This is a genomic window from Haloferax sp. YSSS75 (assembly GCF_046764215.1).
Classification (GTDB): domain Archaea; phylum Halobacteriota; class Halobacteria; order Halobacteriales; family Haloferacaceae; genus Haloferax.
Genome location: NZ_CP177206.1, coordinates 1,774,919 through 1,800,277, shown reverse-complemented (window position 1 = coordinate 1,800,277; position 25,359 = coordinate 1,774,919). Strand labels below are relative to the sequence as shown.

Genomic DNA, 25,359 nt, shown 5'->3' with positions numbered 1-25,359 from the left:
GTTAGATCACCTCAGCGGTAGGACTTCTGGTAGCGAGCGCGTGCGCCCGGTCCGCCCCATTTCTTGGGTTCGGACTGGCGAACGTCGTTGACCAGCAGTGAGCGGTCGAACTCCATGTACGCGTCGCGAAGTTCCGCGTCGTTCAGGTGCTGCACCAGCCCTCGAGCGAGCGCGGTGCGGACTGCGTCGGCCTGACCGGCCACGCCGCCGCCGTTGACGCGCACGTCGATGTCGACCTGCGAGCGGAGGTCCTCGCCAGCGATGCGGAACGGTTCCAGCATCTTCAGGCGGGCCATCTCCGGCTCGACCAGCTCGACCGGCTGGGAGTTGATACGGACTCGACCCTTACCCTCGCGCACCGTCGCGCGAGCGATTGCGGTCTTCTTCTTCCCGGACGTGTTCGTTACCATGTGACGTTAGCACCCAGATTCTCGGAGACCTCTCCGAGCGAGATGAACTTGATGTTCGAAAGGCGGTCCAGCGAGGTCTCGTCGAGCATCTCGCCGTCTTCGTCGAACGGGTTGCCGACGTAGACGCGGATGTTCGAGAAGGCCTCGCGGCCGCGGGGCTTCTTGTACGGGACCATCCCACGGATGGCACGCTTGAAGATTCGGTCGGGACGCTTCGGGTAGTACGGACCCTGGTCCGACCCAACTTCGGCGCGCTTACGGTAGACGCCCATCACGTCCTCTTCGGAACCGGTGATGACGGCGTCTTCCGCGTTGATGACGGCGACCTTCTCGCCTGCGAGGGCGCGCTGAGCGACCTCAGAGGCGACGCGGCCCATGATGCAGTTCTTCGCGTCGACGACGACGTCGGCGTCGAATTCTGCGAGGCTCATCGCATCACCCGCACGTTGGACCCTTCGGGGTTCTGTTCAGCAATCTGTTCGAGCGTCACGACGTCGCCAACCTGCTCGATCTTCGTTCGAGCGGTGGACGAGAAGTCCACAGCAGCGACTGTGACGTTTTTCTGCAGCACACCGCTACCCAGCACCTTGCCGGGCACGACGACGGTTTCGTCCTCCCGAGCGTATCGTTCGATACGGCTCAGGTTGACTTCCGCGTGGGTGCGCCGTGGCTTTTCGAGACGGTCCGCGACATCCTGCCAGACGTTGGCACCGGACTCACGCGAGACCGCCTTCAGCTCGGCGATGAGACTGTTGAGTCTCGGGTTCGTCTTACTCATTGTCTACCTCCAGAGAGAAAGCGGAGTGCAGGGAGCAGGATTTGAACCTGCGGACTCCTATGAGACAGCGCCCTGAACGCTGCGCCGTTGGCCAGACTTGGCTATCCCTGCAAGCATTCCGCTGTACTTCATGCCCCGTAAAAACACCTTCGGTCCGGCCGGCCACCGTGAGGCAGTCGCACGCCATGCTGTCGGCGGATTCGACTGCTCGCGGGGTGGGCGAACGTCGGTGGTGGTACGGGGCAGTAATCATTCTTACAGTGCGACCTTTTCTTCGAGCTCGGCAGCGCGGTCACCAAGCGAGGCGACGGCGCGCAGCACCAGCTCATCGACCGTGAAGGAACCATCCGTCTCCACACTGAAGACGAACGCTTCCGGCACGTCGTGCACTTCGACCTCTTTTCCGGGATACCGCTTCGTCAGGTCGTTGTCGAACTCGTCCGTGGCGACGAGGGCACCGTCTTCGGCGTCCGCGTCGGCGGCGTGTTCGGCAGCGGCCTCTTCGATGACGCCGCGGAGAATGTTCGGTTCTTGTTCGTCGAACTCGCCGGCGTCGCCGACAACCTCCACACGCTGGAGGTGTCGGTAGCCGACTGCGACCCCGCCTTGATTCTTGGCGTGGTCTTTCCCGTAGCCGAGGACGGCATCTGCCTCGAATTCGAGGCGCTGACCGTCCTTCAGCTCGATAATTGGGACGTTTTCGTCCGCGGGGACGACCATATCGTCCGCAGACTCGATGTCTCCGGAGTAGGCGGTCGCCGGCCCGTCGACTTCGAGCGCGACGGTGACGGTGTCACCGGGCTCGAACTCGTCGAGGGGGGTGGTCAGCGGAACCAGACCGAGGCGAAGCCCAATCATCTCGTCGAACATGACCGACGTGTTCTCGACGAACCGGACGGTGTCGATAGAGAACGTCGGCACGTCAGCGACCATCGCCCGGCGAATGCCGTTGGCTAACGCCGGGGAGAGACCGCGTGCGACGAATCGGGCGCGTCGGTCATCGCGTTCGATGAACTCGACCTCGAAGTCGTTTGCCATGGTGTGTTAGAGTCGGCTGTTTTTGGGCGCGCGAGTTCCGTCGTGCGGAATCGGCGTCACGTCCTCGATGCGACCGATCTCGAGACCGGCGCGAGCGAGGGCGCGAATCGTTGCCTGTGCACCGGGGCCGGGGCTCTTGTTACGGTTGCCACCGGGACCACGGACGCGAACGTGCAGACCGGAGATGCCCGCTGCCTTGATCTGGTCAGCGACGCTCTCTGCCATCTGCATGGCCGCGTACGGGGATGCCTCGTCACGGTTCTGCTTGACGACGGAACCACCGGACGATTTGACAATCGTCTCGGCGCCCGTGATGTCAGTCACCGTGATGAGCGTGTTGTTGAACGATGCGTGCACGTGGGCGATTCCCCACTTGTCACCGGATTCAGATTCGCTCATTCTTGGGCCTCCGCGCGCTCAGGGTGCAGTTCGTCCGAGAGCGGCGACGTTTCGTCGAAGCTCACGGTGCCCTCTTCGTCGACCTCGACCTTGCGGGACGGGACAGTCGTCCGAGCGCCGTCTATCGTCACGTGTCCGTGGACGATGAACTGACGTGCCTGCTGCGGCGTCTGACCGATGCCGTTGCGGTAGGCAATCGTCTGGTAACGTCGCTCGAGAATGTCCGTCACGTCGAGGCGAAGCGTCTGCGAGATGTCGTCTTCGGCAGACAGAATCCCGTAGCGGCGCAGGCGTGCCATGAACTCGGCACCGAGCGCCTCTGCTTCTTCGGTGTCACCCTGGGCCTCGCCGAGGAGGCGACGTGCCTCACGGCGGATGTTACGCAGTTCGGACTGCGCTTTCCAGAGTTCCTCTTTGTTCTTGAGACCGTATCGAGAGAGGAGGTCCGCTTCCTGGGCGATACGCTCGCCCTGGTACGGGTGGTTCGGAGTCTCGTAGAACTTGGTGTTTTTACCAGTCGTCATTCTTCTGCTTGCGCCTCCTTGATCTCCTCGACGTTGACACCGATGGTGCCTTCAGTACGTCCAGTGGACTTCGTCCGCTGGCCGCGAACCTTCTGGCCGCGCTGGTGTCGCACGCCTTTGTAGGAGCTGATCATCTTCATGCGGTTGATATCATGACGACGCTTTTCCTCGAGGTCCGAACCCGTGATGTGGGCGGTCTCACCGGAGAAGAAGTCCTTCTGTCGGTTGACCATCCACTCGGGAGAGTGGGCCTCGAAGTTCTCGACGACATCGACGACCGAGTCGATTTCGTCTTCGGGGAGTTTACCGAACAGCGCAGTTCGGTCAACTTCCGCGGCGTCGGCGATGATGCGCGCAGTGCGCTTGCCGATACCCTTCATGTCCGTCAGACTGCGCTCTACCGTCTTCGTTCCGTCAAGGTCGGTCTGACCAATTCGGATGAAGTAACGGAGGTCCTCTTCCTCCTCCGGAGAGCCGTCCTGTGGTTCTTCTGCACTCATGACTTGGAAAGTCGTATTGTGAGCGTTGCGGCGGGGATTCGAACCCCGGGGGCTTGACGCCACTGAGTTAGCAACCCAGCGCCTTGGGCCAGGCTTGGCTACCGCAACACTGCGTTCTGGTATTTTCGCCCTATCCGGACTCGGGGTCAGACACCCCTACAGCGATTGCATGCGATACGAGACGGGGGCGTTACTTAAACATCACGAAAGGGTTCCCCCGTGGTACGGCGGGACAGTGGCTGACGAGGCGGTTGTGGTGTGTTGTGTGTTCTCACCAAAATCATAACTACTCATGTTACGTATTCGGGACAATGAGTTCGACAGATTCGGCCACTGCGCCGACGAAACCCGTTCGCATCGAGACGAAAGACGAGTTAGACGCCCTCGTGTCGGAACACGACCGCGTCCTCCTCGACATCTACACGAGCGGGTGTGCCATCTGTCAGAGCATCGAACCGGTCCTCGGAACCGTCGCGAAAGTGACCGACGTCGTGGTCGCGATGATAAACCCGAAGACCGACATGTCCATCGCCGACGAGTACACCGTCCGAAGCGTGCCGACGCTCCTCCTCTTCGACGACGGCGAACTGGTCGGCCGTCTCGACGACGGCTTCCAGGGTGCACAGTCCATCATCGACTTCGTCGAAGAACCAGACAAGTAATCGGAAATCGGCCGTCTCGGCGACTCAGGCGCTGCAGTCGTCGTCGGCAGTCGCGATGTCGCCCGGATGGACGTCGCCTTTCGGCATCACGTTGTCGAGCAGGAAGTACACCGACTCGCGCATCGCGTGGGCCGATTCGGACCGCGTCCCGGTGACGCGGACGTCGAGACTCCGAAACAGAAACGCCATCAGATTTTCGGCCATCACTTCTGCGTTCATCTCTCGGTAGTGTCCTGCTTCCATCTCGCGGCGGATGAGCGTCGCAATCGTGTCAATCATGTACGACTCCATCTCACCGAACTTCTGTCGGTAATCGTCGTCGTGGACGGTCTGTGTCCGCAGTTCGAAGATGACGCGTTGGAACATCTCCGGTTCGCCCATCCCCGGTGGTGCGACGGGTTCGACGTCGCCGCCGTCGGCGGGTCGCTCCGGCGGGAGGACGTGTTCGACGAACGTTCTGAGTTCGGCGTCCGGGTCGTCTGCGTTTGGGTCGATGGTAGCAACGAAGAGGTCGATGATGTAATCGAGAAACGCCAAGAGCAGTTCGTCTTTGTTCTCGTAGTGGTAGTACAGAAGCGAGGTGCTCTTTTCGAACTCGGTGCCGATGTTCTTTATCGAGAGGTCGGCGTAGCCGTGTTTGGCGAGCGCTCGAAGTGTGGCGTCCATTATCGCCTGCTCCGTCTCGCTTCGGCCGGTGTCGATTCGGTCGTTTGTCATTGTGTTCGTGTGCGAAGTGGTCAGTCGTCTCTCGGTTCGTCGAGTCGCGTCGTACACCAGTGACAGAACTCGAGTTCCGGGTCGGTCTCTCGGCCACAGTTGGGACACGAGTCGGTGTCGGACTCCTCGACTGCCGCCTGTTTCTCCGTGTCACCGACCTGTTTCATCCCGAGGAGGAACGCGTCGGCGACGCTGACGAGACTGACGGCGAGGATGGGGAGGACGTCGACGACGGGCGGAATCTGGCCGCCAGTCGCCAACGATTCGAGTGCCCCGGTGGGGACGAAAAGGACGGAGACACTGAACGCCAACGCGACCCAGAGGATGGCACGCCGCCAGCGACGGAGATAGAGATGACCCAATCCAGTGACTGCAAGACCGAGGAGTGCTGCTAGCCACGGGCGGACCTTCGTGAGTCCAGACATACTTGGATTCGGTTGGTTCTCGCTCATGAGCGTTCCGTTCGTGGTATCTCGTGTTTCTGGTGGTGGGTATCTGTTGCGGCCGATTCGTGCCGTGTCAGACCCGTGGACGGTTCTTCGTGGTCTCCGAGTGTGCGTGCGATGCGTGCGTGGTGTGGGAGGGCCGAAGTCATCGGTGTGAAATCAGGGGAACGTCGGTGCCGAGGTGGTCGTCTCGCGTTGCGTCAACCGCTCCCAGACGACGAGCGCCGGGGGTGTGACGACGAGCGCGGTGAGATACGAGTAGAAGATACTCAGCGCCGTCACGATGCCGAACTGCCCGAGGACGGGCGTGATGGCGATTGCGAGGACGCCGAGACCAGTCGTCGTCGTGAGCATACTCCCGGTGAGTGCGCCACCGGTCCCGCTGACCGTGAGACGAAGCGCTTCGTAGAGGTCACCGCTCTCGTTGTACTCGTCGGCGAAGCGGTGGACGACGTGGGCAGAGTAGTCGATACCCAACCCGATGGCGATAGCGAGAATCGTCGCCGTCAGCGCGTTCAGGGGGATGCCGAAGAACCGCATCGACCCCGCGAGGAGTGCGAGGGTGACGACGATGGGGATGAGATTGACCACGCCGAGTGTCCACTGGCCTTCGAGGAGTTGGTAGATGAACACCAGGAATATCGCCGTCGCGACGAGCGCGACGGTGAGACTCTGGATGGCGGACGTGAAGATGGTGTCCGAGACGGCGTCGAAGACGACGGTGTTTCCGGTCGCCGTCGAGTCCATTCGGAGGCGCTCGGCGACGTCCCGCCCGTCGGCGACGATGGCGTCCTGTTCGGCGTCACCTTCGACGGTGTAGACGATACGCGTCTTGCGGTAGTCGTCGGTGATGTACGACGACGCCTGCCCGGAGACCGGTGACGAGAGGAGTTCGTCGTATATCGTGTCCAGATTGTCGTCGGGGACGCCGTTTCCATTGGCGTCATTCCTGTCGACGAGGGCCGCGAACTCGGGGTCCTGCGCCGCGTAACTCTGGATGACGGTGACGATACTGGTCGATTGCGCACGCCGGTCTTCGGCGACGAACGACTCCGGTGGGTCTTCACCGGCACGGTGAATCATCTCCAGTGAGGAGTCTTGGCGTAACTGCCCTTCGACGTATATCGTCACGCTGTCACCCTGCGTACTCTCGAAGTTGTCTTCGAGGTAGTTGAGGTCCTTCGTGACGGTGTAGACGCCGGGTTTGAACGGTTCGGGGAGTTGCTGGAGGTATCCGGCCTGTTCTTCCGGTGGGAGGAAGTCTTCCTGTGAGAACGACGTGTCGACGCCCGTCCCGTAGGCACCGGCGACGACTGTCGTCAGGAGGACGACGACGAGGAACGCTCGGGGTGCACGCCGACCGATGACGACACCGACCGAGAGCACCCGAGCGAGATAGCCGCCTTCGGACCCGAGGGGTGACGAGGCGAACGCGGGGACGTCGTACTTCTCGCGGAGTTGGTCCACGTAGAGTTTCGCCGCGGGCAGGAACACCCCAAAGACGAGGAACGTAAACAGGATGCCGACTGCTGCGACGAGGCCGAAGTCGCGGATGGGTGCGAGGTCACTCGTGACGTTCGCGAGGAACCCGAGGACCGTCGTCCCGGTGACGATGAAGAACGCCACCGAGAGTTGTTTGACCGTCGTCCGCATCGACAACACGGGTTCGGTCCCTTTGACCCGTTCTTCGCGGTAGCGGTTGACGGCGTGTAACCCGAAGTCGATACCGACCGCCAAGAGGAGCGGTGGCACCGCGATGAGCATCTGGCTGAACGGGATATCGGCGAGGCCCATGAACCCGAACGTCCAGACGACTGCCAACACGAGCGAGACGACGCCGAGGATGAGGTCGATTGGGTCGCGGTAGGCGACGACGAGGAACCCGAAGATGAGGAGCACTGCCGCCGGGACGACGAGCAGGAGCGAGTCGGCGATGACGTTCCCCAGTTCGCTGGAGATGATACCGCTCCCGAAGACGCGGATGTCGCTGTCGGCGACGGACGTCATCGTCTGAATCTCGAGTTGGATGTCGGTCATCGGACTCGTCCCCGACGTGCCCGCGCTCGACGAGATACCGGGCACCTCGTGGCTGACGACGCCGATAGTCGAGGATGCGCGGACGGACTCCCGGTTGAAGTCGTTGCTCAGAAGCGAGGCGACGTTGGGGTTGGCCGTCGCTTGCTTCGCTGCGGCCCGAACCTCGCTCGGCGACGCGGATTCGAGCGCGTCGATTTGCTGGTCGAGCGTCGTCGCCGACGGGTCGAGCGTTCTCGCGACCGTAGCGGCGATGCTCGACGACGACGTGGCACGGAGGTCCGGGCGGTTCATGATGCGCTCTTGGAGGCGCAACATGTCGAGCATCGACTGCTTCGAGAGCACGTTCGAACTCTGTTGGATGAGTTGTGTACTCCCGGAACTCGTCTCGAACGCCGGCGAGAACTCCCGGTTGACGTCGTCGAGCGCCTCCTGTGCGGGGGAGTCGTTAGTGAATTGGGACGTGCCGGCGTCGGTAGAGATGTTCCCGAGGCCGGCCCCGAAGACGAGCGTCAGCACGAAGAACAGGGCGACGACTCTGCCCGGGTTCTCGGTGATGTACTCGCCGAGGCGGTCGACGTACACTTCGTATTCAATCATTGTGGGAGAGAGGTGGGGAGATTACCGACGGTACCAGAGGAACCCGACGATGCCGAGGCCGACGATGACGACGACACCGCCCACGAGCGGCATCGAGAGCCCACTGCCACCAGTCGATTCGGTCACGTCGACGGCGACAGGGTACGAATCGGAGAGTTTGCGCTCACCGTCTTCGTTCTCGTACTGGAAGTCGATGTCGAACGAGTAGGTCTTCGGACTCGCGGACGAACTCGCGGAGAGTTCCAGCGGAATCTCCGTCGACTCGCCGGGGCCGAGTTCCTGGATGAACGCCGTATCGTCGGACAGCGACAGCGGACTGTCGGCGAACGCCTTGGCGTCGATGTTGCGGTACGTCTCGTCGCCGTTGTTCGTCACGACGAGCGTAATCGTCTCCGAACTTCCCGCTTCGAGCGACCCGTTCTTCGTCTCGACACCGAAGAGGTTCTGTTTGGGTTTCACCTCGGCGTTCATCAACAGCGGTTTCGACTGCTGGGTGTCACCGTCTTCGTCGCGGTACTCGACGGTGTAACTCAGTTGTCGCTGGCCGGCGTCGGCCGAGTCGGTAACTTCGACGGAGAAGGAGAACTCCGACGACGCACCTGCTTCGAGCGTTCCGAGCGCGTACTCGCTTTCTTTGATGTTCGTGTTGGGCGACTTCGAGGAGACGACGACGACGGCGTCGCGGGCCGACTGTGGCCCGTCGTTCGTGATGGTTCCGCTGACCGTCGTCTCACGGCCGACTCGGAGCGTCGAATCAGTCGCGTCGAGCGTGAACGACTGCTCGGCGAGCGGCATCACTCCCGTCGCGAGGTTCTTCGACTGCTTTGCCACGCCGTCGTCGTCTTCGTAGTTGACGACGGCCGAGAGCGAGTACTGCTGGACTGCCGCCGAGGGGGCCACCGACGTCTCGTATTCGAGGCGGCGCGTCTCGTTTGTGCCCCACTCACCGGCGTATCTGGTCGCAGTCGTCGCCTGACCGAACGTGATTTCGCCGTTCTGCGAGGTCAGGGCGACAGACGAGTCGAAGGCCGTCTCGGTACCGATGTTGCGCATGGTGACCGTCGTCGTTCCGCTTCCACCGACCTGTGCGGAGGTGTCGACGGAGACGATTTCGAATCGCGGGGCTTGCTCGATGACGACAGTGACAGGGATGGTGACGGTGTCTTCTTCTTCGTTCTGGACGTCACCGTTGTCGCGGACGGACTCGTCGTATTCGAAGGTGGCGACGAGTTCCATGTCGTAGGTGCCCGGCGTGGCGTTCTCCTTGACTGACGTGGAGAACGTCGCCTCGCGTTGTGTCGCGTGCGGGATGTCACCGACCGGTAGCGTCGCGGTGTTCACTTCGACGGGTGCATCACCCGACTCGAGTGTGAGTCGAACGTTTCGGGCCGAACGGACCTGCGCTTCGAGTTTCGAGCGTTGCTGGTCCGACAGCGACGCGGAACTCTCCGAGGAGGAGAACTTTCGGTACTCGGTGTCGCCGCCGTAGTTCGTCAACACGACGTTCAGCGACGTCTCCTGCCCGGGGACGAGTTTGTTGCTCGGCGCGTACGCTTGGAGATTCGGTTCGCCGACGATACCGGCCATCGCTGGACTCGGAATAGCGACTAGGACGACCAGCAAGACGACGAGTGCTCGTGAGAATTTCATGGAGTGGGAAATGGGAGTGTGGGGTGAATCGGTTCGAGGTGGTTGGTTGTGTTCGGGGGACTGTTGTTGTGCGGTGCGGCAGGCACCGACGGACGCTCACGCCGGGGTGAATCCCGACTGACTGAACGTACAATCAACATAGTAGTCACAGGACCGGTCTTACATAAATTGAACGAAACTTCAAAAAACAGACGAGCGATTTACTCGGAGTCAGTTCCCGTCGGTGACGACACGCTTCGGGACGACGAGGACCGGAGCGGTGCCCTGTCGGACGACTCGGCGAGCGACACTCGTCGCGAGGTGTCTGTCGAGGGAGCGCGCGGCGTCGGTGCCCACGACGAGCAGGTCGGCCCCAGTCTTGTCGGCGTGGTCCAGGAACTCGGCCGCCGGGACGCCCGTCCGAACCGTCACGGTGGATTCGACTGCCGACCGGGCCGCCTCGACTGCGACTTCTTTGAGTAGTTGTCGCGCCTCGTCTTCGAGTGCACGACGCAATCCCGGTGCGTCGGTAAATCGGTTGTCCACGACTGCGATGGGTTCGAGTGTCGCTCTCGTCGCTCTCGCGACGGCAATCGCCATCGTCGTCGCCGCACGGCCGACGGCAGAGTCGTCCACGAGGAGTGCAACCGTCTCGTAGTCGGGTGTCGCGTCGGCGTCGGCCGGAACGACCAGCGTCGGCGCTGGCGGGTCCTCGAGGACGCGTTCGGTGACGGACCCGACGAGGAACCGACCGAGGCCGGTGTGGCCGTGTCGCCCGACGACGAGCAGGTCTGCGTCACGCCCGGCGTCGACGACGACTTTCGCTGGTGGCCCGTCGACGACTTCCGTCTTCGTCGGGACGTCGGTTGCGAGTGCCTTCCGCGTCACGGTGGCGACTGCCTCTTCTGCTTCGACGGCACTCTTCGCCCGAATCGAATCCGCGAGACGGGCGATGGTCCTGTCGGGCGCACCGGCGGCAGAGACGGCGTGCAACTCTGCTCCGAACGCGGCAGCGAGGAAAATCGCGTGGTCCGCCGCACGGACGGCGTTGTCACTTCCATCGGTTGCGAGAACCAGTCGCTCGACGGCGGGAGTCATGACGCCTGAAACGTTCGCTATCGAGAAAAGTTCGTCCGCTCCCGTGGCGGTGTGCTGGTCGGTCGATTCGCGGACTGCGGCCGACTACTCGTCGGTTCAGACGCCGATGTACTCTTCGTTGACGACCCAATCACCCTGGTCGTCGCGGACCATGTATTCGCCGTAGTAGGGGACGCGGTTGGCGACGACGTCCTCGTAGGTTTCGCGAATCTCCTCGCGAGTCATCTCGCCCATCGGTCGCAGGTCGTCGTTGCGGTTCAGACAGCCTTTGAGGTATCCTCTGTGCGTCACGCGCACGCGGTGGCAGTTCGCACAGAACTCAGGGTTCTCGACGGGGTCGACGATTTCGACCATCCCTTTGCCGACGTAGTAGCGACGGCGGTGGTGCATGTCACGCGTCTCGACGTCGTCCGCGAGGTCGGTCAACCAGCGGTGGACACGGTCGATGTCGATGTTCCACTCCGGGCGGCCCGTGAGTTCGGGCATGTACTGGATGAGTTGGAGTTGGAGGCCCTCGTTCTCGGCGACGTACTCGACCATCTCCTCGACGTATCCGGCCGTCTTGGTGAACACGACCATGTTGAGTTTGACGGGTGTGAGGCCTGCCTCGACGGCGGCCTTGACGCCCTCCATCACCTTGTCGTACGCACCGGATTTCGTGACCTCAGCGAAGGCCTCCGGGTCGAGTGCGTCCTGCGAGACGTTCACTCGGTCGAGGCCCGCGTCGACCAGGTCGTCGGCCCGGTCACCGAGGAAGGTTCCGTTGGTCGTCAAGGACGTCTCCATCGAGTCGGGGGTCCGACGAATTATCTCTTCGAGGTCGGCGCGGAGCATCGGTTCGCCGCCGGTGAACTTCACCTTGCGGACGCCGTACTCCTCGACGACTTCGAGAAACCGAATCACGTCGTCGGCACTCATCTCGTCGTCTGCGGGGTCCATCGGACCACGCGTGTCGCCCAACCCCTCGTTGTGGCAGTAGACGCAGTCGAAATTACATCGGTCTGTCAGAGAGATACGGACTCCGGTTACCTCGCGTCCGAAGTCGTCGACCAACACCATACGTCGAACTCTGGCAGTGGATGTTGATAAATTCGCTGTCGATTCCTGCGGTGACGTAATTGGTACTGGTTACCATTTTGGACTCGTGGGCCCCATCGTCAGTACGACCAGTGAGTCTGCTCCGACGTGACCCGCGACGTGACCCGACACCTCCATGGCCATACCACCGGGTGAGACCGTACAAAACCCTTATCGGCCACACCGCCGGATGAACGAATATGGACGAAGCCGACGTACGTGACCTCTTGCGTGCGGTCGAAGACCCTGACCTCGGAGACGACATCGTCTCTCTCGGACTGGTGAACGCCATCGACGTCGACGGCGACACCGCCCGTATCTCGCTCGCACTCGGGGCCCCGTACTCCCCGACGGAGTCGGAAATCGGCCGTCAGATTCGAGAACTCCTCGCCGACGAGGGACTCGAAGTCGAACTCACGGCCAAGATACCGACCGACCGCGCGCCCGAGGAGGAGGTCCTCCCCGGCGTCAAGAACATCATCGCCGTCTCCTCCGGCAAAGGTGGCGTCGGCAAATCGACCGTCGCGGTCAACCTCGCCGCTGGACTCTCGAAACTCGGCGCGCGCGTCGGTCTGTTCGACGCCGACATCTACGGACCGAACGTCCCGCGAATGCTCGCCGCGGACGAAGCGCCGCAGGCGACGGAAAGTCAGACCATCATCCCGCCGGAGAAGTACGGAGTGAAGCTCATCTCGATGGCCTTCCTCGTCGGCGAGGACGACCCGGTCATCTGGCGTGGCCCGATGGTTCACCAGTTGATTACCCAACTCGTCGAAGACGTCGAGTGGGGAAGCCTCGATTACCTCATCCTCGACCTGCCGCCGGGCACGGGTGACACGCAACTGACCATCCTGCAGACGCTCCCGCTCACCGGCGCAGTCATCGTCACGACGCCACAGACCGTCGCCCTCGACGACGCCAACAAGGGCCTGCGGATGTTCGGCAAGCACGACACGAACGTCCTCGGCATCGTCGAGAACATGAGCACGTTCCGGTGTCCGGACTGCGGCGGCAGTCACGACATCTTCGGTGCGGGTGGTGGCCGCGACTTCGCCAAGGAGAACGAACTTCCGTTCCTCGGCGCACTTCCCCTCGACCCGGCAGTCCGCGAGGGTGGCGACGGCGGGAAGCCAATCGTCCTCGAAGAGGACAACGAGACGGCAGACGCCTTCCGCGTGATGACCGAGAACGTCGCCGACATGACCGGCATCATCCAGCGCCGGCGGGTACGCAATCGATGAGCGACGGTGGCCAGACTCCGTCCGACCCGGACGCGGACGACGTGGACTGGGAGATGGCCCCCGATTCGGACGCCGAGTTCCCCGACGACCCGGAGAAGGTGGCGTTCCTCCGAGAGATTGCCGACGACATCTACGGTGACTCCTCGGAGAGTCGGCAGGTGTCGGCTATCCTCTACCGCGTCAGCGACCTGTACGACCCGGACGGTGACACGTCGCCCGAGGAGATTTACCTCAACGTCCGCCACATCATGGACATCAAAGCGCAAGGCGGCATCGACCGGTAACTCGCGTCGACTGTAACTCACCCGGGTGCCGACTCGGCCACGACTGGTCGCCGTCCGGCGTCTCCCGGTGGCAAGCCAGTCCATCATACAGATTACACGTTCGTGAGAACCGTCCGTAGAGATACCGCCACACGAGTGGTATCTGTAGTCGTGATGCGTTCGATGGGAGTTCACCCGGAAGCATACGAGGGGCGACAGACCGAGGTGACTCGATGACGGCGGTCGGTTACCCACGCCGATGGCAGGTCCTCGCGTCCGGAATGATAGTCGTGTTGACGGCGGCGGCGACGATCTCTGGACTGTTGATAGCGGGGTTCTACAGCGACCCGCCTGCACTTCGTCTGCAAGCCTACGGGCAGGACCTGGTGACGCTCGGAATCATCCTCCCAGTGCTTACGGTCGGACTGTGGTACGCACTGCGCGGGTCGACACGAGGATACTTCCTGTGGCTCGGTGCGGTCGGCTATCTGACGTACACGTATCTCGTCTACGCCGTCATCACCCAGTTCAACTGGTTCTTCCTCGGCTACGTGGCGATATTCGGACTCTCGTTGTACACGTTCGTGGCGGGACTCCTCCAAATCGACGCGTCCGCCGTCGAGCGCAGTCTCGAATCGACGCTCCCAGTTCGATTAGTCGTCGGGTTCTTCGTCGTGATGGGTGTGCTGGTCGCACTCCTGTGGCTCTCGGAGGCAGTCCCAGCGACGCTCACGAACACGAAACCTGAGAGCGCCGCGGCGGTCGGTCTGCCGGCGAACGTCGTCCACGTCCTCGACCTTGGCGTCGTCATCCCCGCGATGTTCGTTGCGGCGCGGTGGCTTTCCCAACGGCGCGCGTGGGGGTACGTCCTCGCGGGCGTCCTCTTCGTCAAAGTCGTCTCGATTAGTCTCGCCGTCCTCGGGATGATAGGCTGGATGCTGACTCACGGGCAATCGGTCGCACTGGCCGAAATTGTCGTCTTCACCGTACTCACGCTCGCCAGCACTGGGGTCGGCGTGGTGTACTTCCGGTCGTTCCGCGTGGTCGACTCGGAAGACGACGGGCGTCGGACCGTCGCTCCCAGTGACTGACGTCTCTCACTTCACTTTCACTCGCGCCGAAGGACTGATTCACACGCTAGCGCGACACACGCTCGTCGAGACGACAGTCTCGCCCGATTTCACTTTCACTCTGCATCCATGGCTCGCACTTTACACCCGTCGCGGCGACGTTCGATGTGGGATGGGAACTGACACGCCGTCGGCGTGTCCGCGACTCGAATCGGGTGTGACGTTGCTGCGACACCCCGATACGCCACACGCGCTTTACCGACTGGTGACCGCCGAACTCGCACGGCGGGAGGGAAGCGCCTACTGGGTCGATTCGCGGAACGACGCCGTCACGCACGCGCTCTACGACCACGCACAGTCCAGACGAACGCTTCGCGGCCTTCGAATCGCGCGGGCCTTCACCGCCTACCAGCACCACGAACTCGTCTCGTCGCTCCCGGGTCGGGTCTCGTCGCGGACGGCGCTCGTCGTCGTCCCGAGACTCCCCGCGCTCTACCGTGACCCGGACGTCCCGGACGGTGAGGCACGGACGCTCTTCGAAGCGTCCGTGGCCATCCTCGACGCCCTCGCGGCGGCACTGGACGTGCCTGTTCTCGTCACTGCGCGCGAGGCGACGGCCGACACGTTCATCGACGCCCTCGGCGACACCGCAGACCGAACCATCGAATGTCGTGACACGCGTGAAGGTGTCGCGTTCGCCGGTGAGGATACACAAACACTCGTCTACCACCACCGCGACTACTGGCAGACGACTATCCCCTACTGGGTCGAACTGCTCGGTGTCGCCCCCGACGCGGACTTCGTCCACACCGGCCCGGAGACGGTCACGACGCTCGACGCGGTAGGGGCAGGTGGGTGGTGATGGGTCGGACGAACCCCACCTACCGTGACGCCCTCCGCCGCTATCGCGAGTCGTGGACACCGTTTCGTCGCGCCCTTCGCGCGGAGGCGAAACCCGACTTCGACCGCTTGTTCGAGCGTGCGCACGAGCACGCCGCCGCGGCGGGACACGTGAACCCGGCGGACCCACACCGCGCAGTCGTCATCTCAGTGCTCCTCTCACAGGAGCGCGAACTGCGTCGCCTCCGCGAGCGAGTCGACTGCGCCTCCGAACCGGACGAGTAACCGTGTTCGCGGTCGATTTCGACGACAACGACGTCGTCGAGTGGCACCTGACGGTGGACGGTGCCCGGAGACGACGCGTCACCGATTACACACCCGTGTTGTACGTCGCCGGGCCGGATTCGGTCCTCGCTGACCTCGAACGCCGTCTCGGTGCGGATCCCGTCGTCGCCGACGTGGGCTACGACCGACTGTACCCCCGCCTCGACTCGCGCGAGCGAACCGAGGTGCTCCGTGTCGCAGTCGTGGCCCCGAGAGGCGTCCGCCGACTCGCCCGTCGCCTCCGCGACGACTTGCTCGGCCGCGTCTCGCCCGGCGAGGTTCGTTTCTACAACGTGGACCTCTCACCCGGGTTTCGCTACTGCGTGCAGACGGACACCCCCCCGGTCCCATCTCGCCGCCCCCGGACGCTTCGACTCTCCCTCCCACAGAAGTCGCTCGCAGACGGCGACATCTCGGACCTGTCGGTCAGGGGAGACCCGGTCGGTGGAGACGAACAGGATGCCGTCGAGGCGGCGGCGACGGCACTGGCCGACCACGACCCGGACGTGCTCGTCGTGAGTTCGGCACGCCTCCTTCCCTTGCTCCGTGACCGTGCGGAAGCATTCGGTATCGACTGTCCACTCGGCCGCGACCCGGACCGCGGACTCGAACGACTCGCCGGCCAGAATACGGTCGTGAGTTACGGCACGGTCCGACACTCGCCGGCCAGATACGCCGTCCCGGGGCGTGCAATCGTCGATACCGGGAACAGTTTCCTGTGGGCGGAGTCGCGTCTCGACGGCCTGTGCTACCTCGTCGACCGGTCGTGGAAACCGCTTCAGGAGGCGTCGTGGGCGAGTATCGGCAACGTCCTCACGGCGATGCAGGTGCGCGAGGCGATGGCGCGTGACGTCCTCGTCCCGTGGAACAAACGCCGCCCCGAGACGTTCAAATCCGTCGAGACGCTCCACGCCGCAGACCGAGGTGGATTCACCTTCGACCCGATAGTCGGCCTCCACGAGGACGTCGTCGAACTCGACTTCGCGTCGCTCTACCCGCGTATCATCTGTGAGTGGAACATCTCGCCGGACACGCTCGGATGCGACTGCCACGCCGGACGCGCCGACATTCCCGGACTCGGCTACACCATCTGTGACCGACGCGGGTTCCTACCCGACGTACTCGAACCGTTGCTCGCGGACCGCCGCCGCCTCAAGCGCGAGATTCGAGAGGCTGAAGCGGCGGGTGACGAGTCGACAGCGGCGTCGGCACGTGCAAAAGCTGGCGCAATCAAGTGGGTTCTCGTCTCGTGTTTCGGGTATCAGGGCTATCGAAACGCGAAGTTCGGTCGCATCGAGTGCCACGAGGCCATCAACGCTGTCGCCCGTGACTTGCTCTTGCGGGCCAAAGAGACGGCCGAAGACGGTGGGTGGCGCGTCGTCCACGGCATCGTCGATAGCCTCTGGTTGGCCGCGACGCGTGACGACCCGGTGTCGCCCGACGATATCGCCACGACGGTGACCGACGACTGCGGAATTCCGCTCGAAGTCGAAGCGACGTACGACTGGGTGTGTTTCGTCCCGACGAGAGAGATGAATCGCGGCGCACTCACGCGCTACTTCGGTCGGACGCGAGACGGTGACTACGTCTACAAAGGCATCGAGATTCGCCAGCGAAGCACGCCAGAGTTCGTCGCGGACGCCCAGCGCGACCTGATTGCGACGCTCGACAGACACCGCGACCCGGCGGCAGTCTGTGACCGCCTCGTCAAACACCGCGCTCGACTCCGCCGGTCTGACGTGCCTCCCGACGAGTTGCTCGTGACGAGTCGCCTCTCTCGTTCTCCCGACGACTACGACCGAAACACGCTCGTCGCCGCCGCCGGACGGCGCTCTCAGTCGCTCGGCGTCCCCCGCGAACCGGGGCAGTCAGTTCGGTACGTCGTCGCCGACGAAGACGGGCGCGGCACCGACCGGGTGCGTCTCGACTTCGAACGACCCGGGGTCGACGCCGTCGATACCGAGTACTACGACCGCCTGTTGATTCGGGCGGCCGAGAGCGTCGTCTCGCCACTCGGGTGGGACAGAAACCGGATTCGGCGGTATCTCTCGCCGGGGAGGGATGCGTCGCTGTCTGCCTTCGATTGAGTAACTCCGACACCGACTGCACAGACCGAGTCGGTTTTGCCTCCTCAGTCGAACCTAGGGGCGTGGACGCACACCAACGCCAGTTCCGGAACCCGTTTTCGATGGATACTGACTGCACCAACTGCGAGGCCCTCTGTGAGGCCCGCGAGCAGGTCGTCCACGGATACGGCGACGTCGGCGCGGAGTTCCTCTTCGTCGGTGAGGCACCGAGCGACGCTGCAGAGCGAACCGGCGTCCCCTTCACCGGCGACGAGGCAGGCGAACGAGTCCAGCGTATCCTCGGTGAACTCGGCTTTTCGCGGTCCGACCCCGACACCGACGAACCCGACGTGCAGAACGTCTTTCTGACGTACCTCACTCGCTGTCGGCATCCCGAGCGCGGGCCGACAGAAAACGAGATAGCGACGTGTGAACCCTTCCTGAACGCCGAGATTCGGATGATAAACCCGCACATCATCGTCCCCGTGGGACAGGCCGCACTGGAGGCGCTGGCGTTCGACTACACCACGCGTGCCGCCGATAGTTTCGACGTGGAAGCCGAACACGCGACGACGATTCGCGGCCGTGGATTCGAACTCGTCCCGATGATGGACCCCGAAGCACAGACCGACGCCGACACCGAGGCGTTCGTCGAACACGTCACGGAGTCGGTCTTCGGGCGAGATTACCGCCAGACGAAAGGCCGGCGGAGTCGCTGACCGAGCGTCGGCAAGCGGCGGGTTCAAGGGTTCGCCGGCGTGAGATGAGAGTATGACCGTCATCGTCGTCCTCGCCGAACCGCCACGACCCGGACTGGTACTTCCGGACCTCGCGGAGACGAGTCCGCTCACGGAGACAGAGGCAGCAGCGTTCTACACCGCGATGCTCAAAGACATCTGCACCGCGGTCAAACGGTCTGGCGGTGAGTTGCTCGTCAACTACCGGACCGACGACGACATCCCCGACGAGTTCGTCACCGACACGCCCTCGGAAGCGGCGGTTCGGACCGTCGTCACCGACGCACTCGGCGGTACCGACGAGGTTCGATTCGAACCGCAGGTCGGGTCGACGTTCTCCGCCCGTGCCGGGAACACCGTCACACACCTGCTCGACGAAGAAGCGGAGCACTCGGTTGCTGTCGTCCGCCCCAACGTCCCGCAACTCGGACGGACACACATCGACAGCGCGGCGATGAAACTCCGCAGTTCGCCCGTCGTCCTCGGCCCATCGACCGAAGGACGGACTTTCTTCTCCGGATTCCGCGACCCAATCGACTTCACCGACGCCTACGACGAACCCGAAGTCGAGACACTCGCAGCGAAGGCCGACGACGCCGAGTTGGGCGTCGACTACATGCCGATGCTACCCGTCGTCGAGACGGGTGCCGACCTTGCGACGCTCGTTCCGATACTTCGCTCGCGCGTCGAATCTGAACGGGTCGTCCCCGAGCACACGACGACGTTCGTCTTCGAAGAAGGACTCCGCGTCGAGTCGAACGAGGGCGTCCTCGAACTCGTCCGCGATTGAGCGAGAACGACAACTCTTAGGTACCCGACCGAAAAGTGTGGGACGAAGGTGGGATGGCGGAGTGGCCTAACGCGCCTGCCTTGAAAGCAGGTTTCCTCACGGAATCCTGGGTTCAAATCCCAGTCCCACCGCATTCTGACGCGAACAACCCTGCGAGCACCGCGTAGCGTGTGCTCGCCTCCGTGAGCGTCGAATCGGTTCACTGTGGATTTGAACAAGCGCGAAGCGTCTCACGGTGTTCACAATCCCACCCCACCGTGACCACTCAACCTCCTAAACGGCTGGTTCCAACAGGGTTTACGGGCCAGTGAACCAACCTCGACCATGGATGCCAACGGGCCGCAGTCGGACCCATCGACTCCGCTATCGGGGGAACTCGTTCGACACGGGACGGGCGTGAACTCGAACCGTGCGTTCCCGACGAACAGCTATCCGTCCTCACTCGACCCATTCGTGTTGTTCGAACAGTTCTACATCGACCCCGACACGGGATTTCCGATGCATCCCCACCGCGGGTTCGAAATCGTCTCCTACATGCTCGACGGCGGGATGGACCACGAGGACTCTCTCGGCGTCTCGAACACTGCCTACGAGGGAGACGCCATGCGAATCACGACTGGCCGAGGTATTCGACACTCCGAATTTCCAGCAGACGGCCAAGGCTGTACGGGTCTGCAGCTCTGGGTGAACCTCCCGCGCGCTGAGAAGGACGTCGAGCCAGACTACGTCGACGCCACGGCCGACCAACTCCCGACAGAAGAGCGAGACGGCGCTACGGTGACGACAGTCGTCGGCGATGGGTCACCAATCGACCTCATCACACCGATGGAGTATCTGGATGTCGTCGTCACCGATTCGTGGACGTGGTCGATGCCGGATGGGTGGGCAGGGTTCCTCTACGGTGTCGACGGCGAGGGGACAGTCGACGGCGCGGCATTCACCGGGGGCGACGTCCTCCCGATGACTGACGCACGACCCGTCGAACTTCAGACCGATGGAACGTTCCGAGTCGTCGCCGTTTCTGGCCGGCCACACGGCGAACCGATTCACCAGCGTGGCCCCTTCGTGTTGTAGACGCTCTCCTCCGAACTGGGGGAACTTGCCCCACTCGACTACAGCAATCCCAGTCCCATCGCATCCAACGACTCCACCGACTTCCGTTCACACCTCAGCAAGCACGTCGGCCATCGGCACGGTGAGGTTCTCGGGCGTAAGCAACGTCGCGTCGGCCCGGTGTGATTCGAACACGTCGACCACCCACTCGACGAACGTCTCGTCGGCCAGTTCGACCATCCCGATAGAGACGTTGTCGTCGTCGCGGACGACAAGACACCCGACGCCGTCGTGGAGCATCACCGGGTGCGAAATCGTCTCGCCGTAGACGTAGACGTCGGTCCGGTCGGACGCGACAATCGCCTCGAACTTGCTGGCAGAGCGAGACGCCATCGCAGACTCGACGACGACTGGTGCGAACACCGCTTCGAACGTCTGGGTTCCGTCGACGATTGCGTTGTATCGCCCGTCGATGCACGGTTCGGGAAAGAAGTCGGTGAGACTGGCGGCGTCGTCGGAGGTGAGTTCGAGTTCTCTGACGCGAGAGACGACGGCAAACGGGTCAGCCTGTGTCGCGCGCGTGATGCGAGCGTCCGAGAGCGTCGTCACGTCGATGCCGATATCTCGAACCGGAATGTACGGGAGGAGTTCGTCCAGTTCGCGTGCGAGTTGCATGTCGGCCCGATGAGTCGCGAACGACGCCGCGACGAACGACCCCAGGGCGGTCAGCGAGTAGGACGGCCCGTCCCGTTCGAGCCAGCCACGGTCCGCAAACGACTGCACGATTCGACCGATTGTTGCCGACGACGCCCCAGTCGCCTCACGGAGTTCTGAGCGGGAACGCGGCCCGTCCGCGAGTTCATCGAGGACCACCGCCCGGTGGTCGGAGTCCGCGAGAAACCGGATGTCGTCGAGTACGTCAGTCATGTGATGTGTTAGCACTCAAATGCGATATCTATTCGGATTTCACCCCGAAAGCCGCCGCTGACGAGGGGTGTCAGGTGGTGTCTCACTCGGTGAAACGAACTCACAGGACGAAATTTCGGCACTGGGTGTCGAAATTGCACGAAGAATCATCATCTGCTCCCGGAGCGTACGGAAGACTGGTTATGGGGGACAGAAATTACCTACACGTCTGCCGGCACTGTGGAATCGTACAGGCGACTGCGTCCGAGACAGGTCCCAGAGCGTGCATCGTGTGCGGCGGAATCACGTTCAGCAAACACTACTCGAACGCCTCGATTCGTGAGGCACGAGTGGTGACTATCGAGGGGCAGAAGACGAACGAGCGGGCAGGCGAGCGCGTTACCGTAGAGCGCGTCCGGTAGTCTGGTCAGGCGACGGTCACTTTTTCGTCTACAGCCCGCCATCGGCGGCGACGACTGACGGGCCAGTCTGGGCACTGAAGTCGTCCGGTCGGGTGACTTTCGCCCAGCGGCGGTAGAGCCACACCGCGACGAGAGCCAACAGCACGGCGATGCTCCCGACTTCGGAGACTGCGACGCCGCCCTCTCTGAACACCAGCACTGTCTGGACGTTGAACGTCCCGTGGAGGACGCCAGCGAAGACGACGTTTCGGGTGAGTTCGTATATCACGGCGAACAGGAGCGCGTACACGAAGAGGCCGACGAGCGCAGGGGGGAGGTCAGCGAGCGACAGACCGGTGATGACGAGCCGTTGCGGTACGTGGAGCAGGACGAAGAGTACCGTCGCGACGACGATGGCGGCGACTTTTCGCTTCCAGTTCGCCCCACCGTCGAACAGCGAGACGAGTTTGTTCTGGAAGTAGCCACGGAAGGCGAACTCCTCTACTATGCCGACGATGGCGAGCTGTGAGACGAGGAGAACGAGCCACGTCGCGAGAGCCACTCCCGGAGGAAAGCCGACGCTGACACTGTCGCCGGTGGCGGTAGCGAGCACGAATCCGAGGACGTTCGCGAGCACCCACACGCCGGCGACGGCGAGGACACCAGGGCCGACGTTTCGCCACGACAGTCCGACGTTCGAGGGTGCGAGTCCTTCGCGTCGAAGCGCAACCCACGCGAAGAGCGCGACTGGACCGAACCCAACAACGTAATAGACGAATTGGCCCCACAGCGGAATCGACCCGTCACCGATGAGGGAGTCGACGAGCAGTACGACCAGTGTGAAGTAGACGGCTGAACCGACGAAGAACGCGACGAGGGGTTTCACCCCTCCCTCGAAGCGAATCGTCGGTGCCGAACGGGACCCATCGGAATCGACCATACCAACGATAGGTGCGCGACGATTATGTAATCTGAATATCATTCTCTGGCGGTGAGAGCGGTGACCACGTGCCGAACCGTGGATTTCCCATGACAGATATCAACAAATGCGTAACGGCTTTGAATCGGCCTCCCAATCCTCGGGTATGGATTGGCCACACGACCCGGACGGCGAAGAAGGGAGCGAAGGTGGACGGAAGTACGGCCAGGCGGTCATCGCGAAGAAAGTCGACGAAGACGAAGACTTCCCGCTGAACAAGGCCGAATTCGTCGAGGAGTACGGCGACGAGCCGATTCGCCTCGACTACGAGCGCGTCGTGTCGCTCGCAGATATCTTCGAACACGTCGAAGGCGAGGAGTTCGGCGACTTCGTCGAACTGCACAAGGCCGTCGGGAAGGCCATGCGCGAAAACGGCTTTTGGTTCTACGAGGGCGCGGACAAGTTCGTCAAGGGCAAGAAGGCGTAACTGCAGACGGACCTGTTCTTTCGGTTCGGTGCGACCGGTTAGTCGTGAGACCCGTCGAACGCAGTTCGTTCTTTGACTTCCTGTTCGATTGCCTCGCGCTCCCACGTCCGCGTCTCGTCGCCTTCGACTTCGGCCTGCACCTTCTCTTCGAGGAGCGTGACGGCGACGCTGTTGGCCCCCTCGGGGATGATGAGGTCCGCGTGTTTCTTCGTCGGTTCGATAAACTGCTCGTGCATCGGCTTGACCGTCGAGAGATACTGGTCGATGACGCCCTGGAGGTCGCGACCGCGGTCGATAGCGTCACGTTGGATGCGGCGAAGGATTCGAACGTCGGCGTCCGTCTCGACGTAGAGGCGCAAGTCGAGCATCTCGTTGACGTTCTCGTCGTAGAGTGCGAGAATCCCTTCGAGGATGATGACGTCGGTGGGGTCGACGGTCACTCGCTCGGGTTTTCGGTTGTGGACCTCGAAGTCGTACTGCGGCATCTCGACAGTCTGCCCCTCGAGTAGCTCCGCCAACTGCTCGCGGAGCAGTTCCCACTCGAACGCCGAGGGATGGTCGTAGTTCATCTTCTCGCGTTCGGCCATGTCGAGGTGGCTCTGGTCTTTGTAGTAGTTGTCAATCGGAATTCGTGTCACGGACTCACCGACGTTTTCCGTAATGAGCCGGGCGACGGTGGTCTTCCCGGCACCACTTCCCCCGGCGATGCCGATAACGAACGACGGAATAGTCATCTAGCCTAAAACACCTCGCTATGGGTTTGAACGCAGCGATTCCGCGCGTTCTAGAAGCATTATATATAATACGCACTGAATGACGATGACACACAGATGGCGCTCGCACCGCTGTCCACCGCAATCGCAGTGGATTCGGAAAGTGATGGAGTAAATTTTATAAGTAGGAGTTGCTATTGGCTCACACATGGTACGTGATATCGTACGCCGCGACTTCCTCAAGGGAGTGGGAGCCGCGGGCGCGGCAGGCTTGACTGGACTATCTGGATGTATCGGTGGCGGAGGCGGTTCCGCTGGACCCGACGGACTCGTCGTCATCGGATACCCCGAGAGTGGTATCCAACTGTTCCGTGACTACTACAGCGCTTCCGACGGGAGCGAGCAAATTCTCGTCCCTGACGGACTGCGCTCCGGGTCGATGCCCGGTCAGGTCGGTAACGACATGGAGAACGTCACGGGGACGGCACCGGCAGCAGGTGGTCCGAACCAATCGACGTTCAACCAACTGTTCCAGGACGAATACGGCGCTGCACCCGGTGTCTTCACCTCGCAGTGTTACGACTCCGTCGCGATTCAACTCCTCGCGAACGCCGCGGCCGGTGAGAACTCCGGTCCGGCTATCAAAGACCAGATGCGCCGGATGGCCAACCCCGGCGGCACGGTCATCGGTCCCGGTGACCTCGTCGAAGGTATCGAGGCGGCTGCGAACGGCGAAGACATCGACTACCAGGGTGCCTCCTCGTCGGTCAACTTCGACGAGAAGGGTGACCCAGCAGAGGCGGCCTACGCAATCTGGGAGTTCGACGCAGCGAACGACGCTACGAGCGAAGTCGACAAACAGAGTTTCCAGGGCCAGAACCCCGGCGGGGCAGGCCCGTCCGCAGACAGTGGCCCCGGCGGCACCGACCGCGACATGACCGTCGGTATCCTCCTGCCGGAGACCGGTGACCTCGCAGCAGTCGGCCAACCGATGATTCAGGCCGCACAGATTCCGGTCAAGCAGGTCAACGATGCGAACCCGGCAGGCCTCTCTGTCACGGCTGAAATCGAAGACACGCAGACGTCTCCGGACGCCGGTGTCTCCGCCGCACAGTCGCTCGTCTCCGCAGGCGTACCGTCCGTCTGTGGGTCGGCCTCGTCCGGTGTGAACGTCCCTGTCTCACAGCAGGCGTTCATCCCGAACGAAATCGTCGGTTGTTCGCCGTCTTCGACGGCACTGTCCGTCTCCGACCTCGACGACAACGACTTCATCTTCCGGACTGCGCCGTCTGACTTCCTGCAGGGCCGCGTCATGGCGCAGGTCATGTCCGACCGCCTCGAAGCAGAAACCGTCTCGACGCTGTTCGTCAACAACGACTACGGCCAACAGCTCTCCGAGCGCTTCTCGAACGTCTTCGCGGACGAGTTCGGTGGCGAAGTCTACCAGCAGGTCGCCTTCAACATCGGTGAGTCTTCGTACTCCTCCGTCATCGAGACGGCGCTCTCCGGTCCGGACAACTAAGCGACTCAGCCAGACCCGACTTTTCTTTCGACGCCGCGGAGTGAGCGACGGCACCGCGGACTAGGCGTGAATCGGCGTGTACACAAGATACTCATAGCACTGCTGACACGACTAG

28 protein-coding genes and 3 tRNA genes are annotated in these 25,359 nt (G+C 62.6%); 13 read left to right on the top strand and 18 right to left on the bottom strand.

What is annotated here, in order from left to right; translation table 11 throughout:
* Positions 1-11 precede the first annotated feature (11 nt).
* From ACK3R5_RS09505 to ACK3R5_RS09465, 9 genes are all read right to left on the bottom strand, one after another.
* A complete protein-coding gene (locus ACK3R5_RS09505; RefSeq protein WP_411963821.1) occupies positions 12-410 on the bottom strand; it encodes a 30S ribosomal protein S9 in 399 nt (132 codons plus the stop codon).
* On the bottom strand, positions 404-841 hold the full coding sequence (locus ACK3R5_RS09500) for a 50S ribosomal protein L13 (protein WP_411963820.1): 438 nt from the start codon (positions 839-841) through the stop codon (positions 404-406). The genes ACK3R5_RS09505 and ACK3R5_RS09500 overlap by 7 nt, the downstream gene beginning before the upstream one ends.
* Positions 838-1,188 carry a 50S ribosomal protein L18e gene (locus ACK3R5_RS09495; RefSeq protein WP_411963819.1) on the bottom strand — a complete coding sequence of 117 codons (351 nt, stop codon included), beginning with the start codon at positions 1,186-1,188 and terminating at the stop codon, positions 838-840. The genes ACK3R5_RS09500 and ACK3R5_RS09495 overlap by 4 nt, the downstream gene beginning before the upstream one ends.
* Before the next feature lie 26 nt (positions 1,189-1,214).
* Positions 1,215-1,299: transfer RNA gene (locus ACK3R5_RS09490), tRNA-Leu, on the bottom strand.
* A gap of 144 nt (positions 1,300-1,443) precedes the next feature.
* Entirely contained in the window at positions 1,444-2,226 is a 783-nt protein-coding gene (locus ACK3R5_RS09485) for a DNA-directed RNA polymerase subunit D (RefSeq protein ID WP_411963818.1), read from the bottom strand.
* Between the two features lie 6 nt (positions 2,227-2,232).
* The gene (locus ACK3R5_RS09480; protein WP_396612274.1) at positions 2,233-2,625 is read right to left on the bottom strand and encodes a 30S ribosomal protein S11; all 393 of its coding nucleotides are present in this window, start codon (positions 2,623-2,625) and stop codon (positions 2,233-2,235) included.
* The gene (locus tag ACK3R5_RS09475; RefSeq protein WP_411963817.1) at positions 2,622-3,149 is read right to left on the bottom strand and encodes a 30S ribosomal protein S4; all 528 of its coding nucleotides are present in this window, start codon (positions 3,147-3,149) and stop codon (positions 2,622-2,624) included. The genes ACK3R5_RS09480 and ACK3R5_RS09475 overlap by 4 nt, the downstream gene beginning before the upstream one ends.
* Positions 3,146-3,649, bottom strand: coding sequence for a 30S ribosomal protein S13 (locus ACK3R5_RS09470; protein ID WP_411963816.1), 504 nt, complete (start codon positions 3,647-3,649; stop codon positions 3,146-3,148). The genes ACK3R5_RS09475 and ACK3R5_RS09470 overlap by 4 nt, the downstream gene beginning before the upstream one ends.
* A gap of 23 nt (positions 3,650-3,672) precedes the next feature.
* Positions 3,673-3,757: transfer RNA gene (locus tag ACK3R5_RS09465), tRNA-Ser, on the bottom strand.
* 203 nt (positions 3,758-3,960) lie between these two features.
* Here ACK3R5_RS09465 and ACK3R5_RS09460 point away from each other — a divergent pair.
* Entirely contained in the window at positions 3,961-4,311 is a 351-nt protein-coding gene (locus ACK3R5_RS09460) for a thioredoxin family protein (RefSeq protein ID WP_411963815.1), read from the top strand.
* 24 nt (positions 4,312-4,335) lie between these two features.
* Here the strand turns inward: ACK3R5_RS09460 and ACK3R5_RS09455 are convergent, their stop codons facing one another.
* The 6 genes from ACK3R5_RS09455 to moaA form a co-directional block, all read right to left on the bottom strand.
* Positions 4,336-5,028 carry a TetR/AcrR family transcriptional regulator gene (locus ACK3R5_RS09455; protein ID WP_411963814.1) on the bottom strand — a complete coding sequence of 231 codons (693 nt, stop codon included), beginning with the start codon at positions 5,026-5,028 and terminating at the stop codon, positions 4,336-4,338.
* Between the two features lie 20 nt (positions 5,029-5,048).
* Complete coding sequence (locus tag ACK3R5_RS09450) at positions 5,049-5,453, bottom strand: zinc ribbon domain-containing protein (RefSeq protein WP_411963813.1); 405 nt, start codon at positions 5,451-5,453, stop codon at positions 5,049-5,051.
* Between the two features lie 180 nt (positions 5,454-5,633).
* A complete protein-coding gene (locus ACK3R5_RS09445) occupies positions 5,634-8,108 on the bottom strand; it encodes an efflux RND transporter permease subunit (RefSeq protein ID WP_411966794.1) in 2,475 nt (824 codons plus the stop codon).
* A 21-nt stretch (positions 8,109-8,129) separates the two neighbouring features.
* Complete coding sequence (locus tag ACK3R5_RS09440) at positions 8,130-9,758, bottom strand: COG1361 S-layer family protein (protein ID WP_411966793.1); 1,629 nt, start codon at positions 9,756-9,758, stop codon at positions 8,130-8,132.
* A gap of 210 nt (positions 9,759-9,968) precedes the next feature.
* Complete coding sequence (locus tag ACK3R5_RS09435; protein ID WP_411966792.1) at positions 9,969-10,835, bottom strand: universal stress protein; 867 nt, start codon at positions 10,833-10,835, stop codon at positions 9,969-9,971.
* A 96-nt stretch (positions 10,836-10,931) separates the two neighbouring features.
* Positions 10,932-11,894 carry a GTP 3',8-cyclase MoaA gene (moaA, locus tag ACK3R5_RS09430; protein WP_411963809.1) on the bottom strand — a complete coding sequence of 321 codons (963 nt, stop codon included), beginning with the start codon at positions 11,892-11,894 and terminating at the stop codon, positions 10,932-10,934.
* Positions 11,895-12,112: 218 nt separating this feature from the next.
* On the opposite strand from moaA, the gene ACK3R5_RS09425 reads away from it, so the two are divergent.
* The 10 genes from ACK3R5_RS09425 (at position 12,113) to ACK3R5_RS09380 (ending at position 20,317) form a co-directional block, all read left to right on the top strand.
* The gene (locus ACK3R5_RS09425; RefSeq protein WP_411963808.1) at positions 12,113-13,153 is read left to right on the top strand and encodes an Mrp/NBP35 family ATP-binding protein; all 1,041 of its coding nucleotides are present in this window, start codon (positions 12,113-12,115) and stop codon (positions 13,151-13,153) included.
* Positions 13,150-13,437: a hypothetical protein gene (locus ACK3R5_RS09420; protein ID WP_411963807.1), complete on the top strand. Its 288-nt coding sequence runs from the start codon at positions 13,150-13,152 to the stop codon at positions 13,435-13,437. Before ACK3R5_RS09425 ends, ACK3R5_RS09420 begins: the two co-directional genes overlap by 4 nt.
* A gap of 212 nt (positions 13,438-13,649) precedes the next feature.
* Positions 13,650-14,507 carry a hypothetical protein gene (locus tag ACK3R5_RS09415; RefSeq protein WP_411966791.1) on the top strand — a complete coding sequence of 286 codons (858 nt, stop codon included), beginning with the start codon at positions 13,650-13,652 and terminating at the stop codon, positions 14,505-14,507.
* Between the two features lie 151 nt (positions 14,508-14,658).
* Complete coding sequence (locus tag ACK3R5_RS09410) at positions 14,659-15,348, top strand: hypothetical protein (protein WP_411966790.1); 690 nt, start codon at positions 14,659-14,661, stop codon at positions 15,346-15,348.
* Positions 15,348-15,611: a hypothetical protein gene (locus ACK3R5_RS09405; RefSeq protein ID WP_411966789.1), complete on the top strand. Its 264-nt coding sequence runs from the start codon at positions 15,348-15,350 to the stop codon at positions 15,609-15,611. The genes ACK3R5_RS09410 and ACK3R5_RS09405 overlap by 1 nt, the downstream gene beginning before the upstream one ends.
* 2 nt (positions 15,612-15,613) lie before the next feature.
* Positions 15,614-17,737, top strand: a complete 2,124-nt coding sequence (locus tag ACK3R5_RS09400) for a type B DNA-directed DNA polymerase (protein WP_411966788.1) — start codon at positions 15,614-15,616, stop codon at positions 17,735-17,737.
* 62 nt (positions 17,738-17,799) lie between these two features.
* Positions 17,800-18,435 (top strand): uracil-DNA glycosylase, encoded by a 636-nt coding sequence (locus ACK3R5_RS09395; RefSeq protein ID WP_411963802.1) that lies wholly within the window; start codon positions 17,800-17,802, stop codon positions 18,433-18,435.
* Between the two features lie 52 nt (positions 18,436-18,487).
* Entirely contained in the window at positions 18,488-19,243 is a 756-nt protein-coding gene (locus tag ACK3R5_RS09390) for a DUF2064 domain-containing protein (protein WP_411966787.1), read from the top strand.
* A 47-nt stretch (positions 19,244-19,290) separates the two neighbouring features.
* Positions 19,291-19,374 (top strand) — tRNA-Ser (locus ACK3R5_RS09385).
* Between the two features lie 193 nt (positions 19,375-19,567).
* A complete protein-coding gene (locus ACK3R5_RS09380) occupies positions 19,568-20,317 on the top strand; it encodes a pirin family protein (protein WP_411966786.1) in 750 nt (249 codons plus the stop codon).
* A gap of 87 nt (positions 20,318-20,404) precedes the next feature.
* Here the strand turns inward: ACK3R5_RS09380 and ACK3R5_RS09375 are convergent, their stop codons facing one another.
* Positions 20,405-21,223: a helix-turn-helix transcriptional regulator gene (locus tag ACK3R5_RS09375; RefSeq protein ID WP_411966785.1), complete on the bottom strand. Its 819-nt coding sequence runs from the start codon at positions 21,221-21,223 to the stop codon at positions 20,405-20,407.
* Between the two features lie 429 nt (positions 21,224-21,652).
* Positions 21,653-22,543: a lysostaphin resistance A-like protein gene (locus ACK3R5_RS09370; protein ID WP_411966784.1), complete on the bottom strand. Its 891-nt coding sequence runs from the start codon at positions 22,541-22,543 to the stop codon at positions 21,653-21,655.
* A gap of 145 nt (positions 22,544-22,688) precedes the next feature.
* Between ACK3R5_RS09370 and ACK3R5_RS09365 the strand changes: the two genes are divergently transcribed.
* On the top strand, positions 22,689-23,009 hold the full coding sequence (locus tag ACK3R5_RS09365) for a DUF5785 family protein (protein ID WP_411963796.1): 321 nt from the start codon (positions 22,689-22,691) through the stop codon (positions 23,007-23,009).
* A gap of 38 nt (positions 23,010-23,047) precedes the next feature.
* Here the strand turns inward: ACK3R5_RS09365 and udk are convergent, their stop codons facing one another.
* A complete protein-coding gene (gene udk / locus ACK3R5_RS09360; RefSeq protein WP_411963795.1) occupies positions 23,048-23,743 on the bottom strand; it encodes a uridine kinase in 696 nt (231 codons plus the stop codon).
* A 187-nt stretch (positions 23,744-23,930) separates the two neighbouring features.
* Between udk and ACK3R5_RS09355 the strand changes: the two genes are divergently transcribed.
* Positions 23,931-25,244: an ABC transporter substrate-binding protein gene (locus tag ACK3R5_RS09355; RefSeq protein ID WP_411963794.1), complete on the top strand. Its 1,314-nt coding sequence runs from the start codon at positions 23,931-23,933 to the stop codon at positions 25,242-25,244.
* Positions 25,245-25,359: the final 115 nt, after the last annotated feature.

Excerpts from the sequence above, each read along its gene's own strand:
- ACK3R5_RS09370 (WP_411966784.1), bottom strand. The coding sequence starts at position 22,543 with ATGGTCGATTCCGATGGGTCCCGTTCGGCACCGACGATTCGCTTCGAG.
- udk (WP_411963795.1), bottom strand. The coding sequence starts at position 23,743 with ATGACTATTCCGTCGTTCGTTATCGGCATCGCCGGGGGAAGTGGTGCC.
- ACK3R5_RS09375 (WP_411966785.1), bottom strand. The coding sequence starts at position 21,223 with ATGACTGACGTACTCGACGACATCCGGTTTCTCGCGGACTCCGACCAC.
- moaA (WP_411963809.1), bottom strand. The coding sequence starts at position 11,894 with ATGGTGTTGGTCGACGACTTCGGACGCGAGGTAACCGGAGTCCGTATC.
- ACK3R5_RS09455 (WP_411963814.1), bottom strand. The coding sequence starts at position 5,028 with ATGACAAACGACCGAATCGACACCGGCCGAAGCGAGACGGAGCAGGCG.
- ACK3R5_RS09410 (WP_411966790.1), top strand. The coding sequence starts at position 14,659 with ATGGGAACTGACACGCCGTCGGCGTGTCCGCGACTCGAATCGGGTGTG.
- ACK3R5_RS09480 (WP_396612274.1), bottom strand. The coding sequence starts at position 2,625 with ATGAGCGAATCTGAATCCGGTGACAAGTGGGGAATCGCCCACGTGCAC.
- ACK3R5_RS09425 (WP_411963808.1), top strand. The coding sequence starts at position 12,113 with ATGGACGAAGCCGACGTACGTGACCTCTTGCGTGCGGTCGAAGACCCT.
- ACK3R5_RS09470 (WP_411963816.1), bottom strand. The coding sequence starts at position 3,649 with ATGAGTGCAGAAGAACCACAGGACGGCTCTCCGGAGGAGGAAGAGGAC.
- ACK3R5_RS09450 (WP_411963813.1), bottom strand. The coding sequence starts at position 5,453 with ATGTCTGGACTCACGAAGGTCCGCCCGTGGCTAGCAGCACTCCTCGGT.
- ACK3R5_RS09415 (WP_411966791.1), top strand. The coding sequence starts at position 13,650 with ATGACGGCGGTCGGTTACCCACGCCGATGGCAGGTCCTCGCGTCCGGA.
- ACK3R5_RS09420 (WP_411963807.1), top strand. The coding sequence starts at position 13,150 with ATGAGCGACGGTGGCCAGACTCCGTCCGACCCGGACGCGGACGACGTG.
- ACK3R5_RS09440 (WP_411966793.1), bottom strand. The coding sequence starts at position 9,758 with ATGAAATTCTCACGAGCACTCGTCGTCTTGCTGGTCGTCCTAGTCGCT.
- ACK3R5_RS09445 (WP_411966794.1), bottom strand. The coding sequence starts at position 8,108 with ATGATTGAATACGAAGTGTACGTCGACCGCCTCGGCGAGTACATCACC.
- ACK3R5_RS09355 (WP_411963794.1), top strand. The coding sequence starts at position 23,931 with ATGGTACGTGATATCGTACGCCGCGACTTCCTCAAGGGAGTGGGAGCC.
- ACK3R5_RS09405 (WP_411966789.1), top strand. The coding sequence starts at position 15,348 with ATGGGTCGGACGAACCCCACCTACCGTGACGCCCTCCGCCGCTATCGC.
- ACK3R5_RS09365 (WP_411963796.1), top strand. The coding sequence starts at position 22,689 with ATGGATTGGCCACACGACCCGGACGGCGAAGAAGGGAGCGAAGGTGGA.
- ACK3R5_RS09475 (WP_411963817.1), bottom strand. The coding sequence starts at position 3,149 with ATGACGACTGGTAAAAACACCAAGTTCTACGAGACTCCGAACCACCCG.
- ACK3R5_RS09485 (WP_411963818.1), bottom strand. The coding sequence starts at position 2,226 with ATGGCAAACGACTTCGAGGTCGAGTTCATCGAACGCGATGACCGACGC.
- ACK3R5_RS09435 (WP_411966792.1), bottom strand. The coding sequence starts at position 10,835 with ATGACTCCCGCCGTCGAGCGACTGGTTCTCGCAACCGATGGAAGTGAC.
- ACK3R5_RS09390 (WP_411966787.1), top strand. The coding sequence starts at position 18,488 with ATGACCGTCATCGTCGTCCTCGCCGAACCGCCACGACCCGGACTGGTA.
- ACK3R5_RS09505 (WP_411963821.1), bottom strand. The coding sequence starts at position 410 with ATGGTAACGAACACGTCCGGGAAGAAGAAGACCGCAATCGCTCGCGCG.
- ACK3R5_RS09495 (WP_411963819.1), bottom strand. The coding sequence starts at position 1,188 with ATGAGTAAGACGAACCCGAGACTCAACAGTCTCATCGCCGAGCTGAAG.
- ACK3R5_RS09460 (WP_411963815.1), top strand. The coding sequence starts at position 3,961 with ATGAGTTCGACAGATTCGGCCACTGCGCCGACGAAACCCGTTCGCATC.
- ACK3R5_RS09380 (WP_411966786.1), top strand. The coding sequence starts at position 19,568 with ATGGATGCCAACGGGCCGCAGTCGGACCCATCGACTCCGCTATCGGGG.
- ACK3R5_RS09500 (WP_411963820.1), bottom strand. The coding sequence starts at position 841 with ATGAGCCTCGCAGAATTCGACGCCGACGTCGTCGTCGACGCGAAGAAC.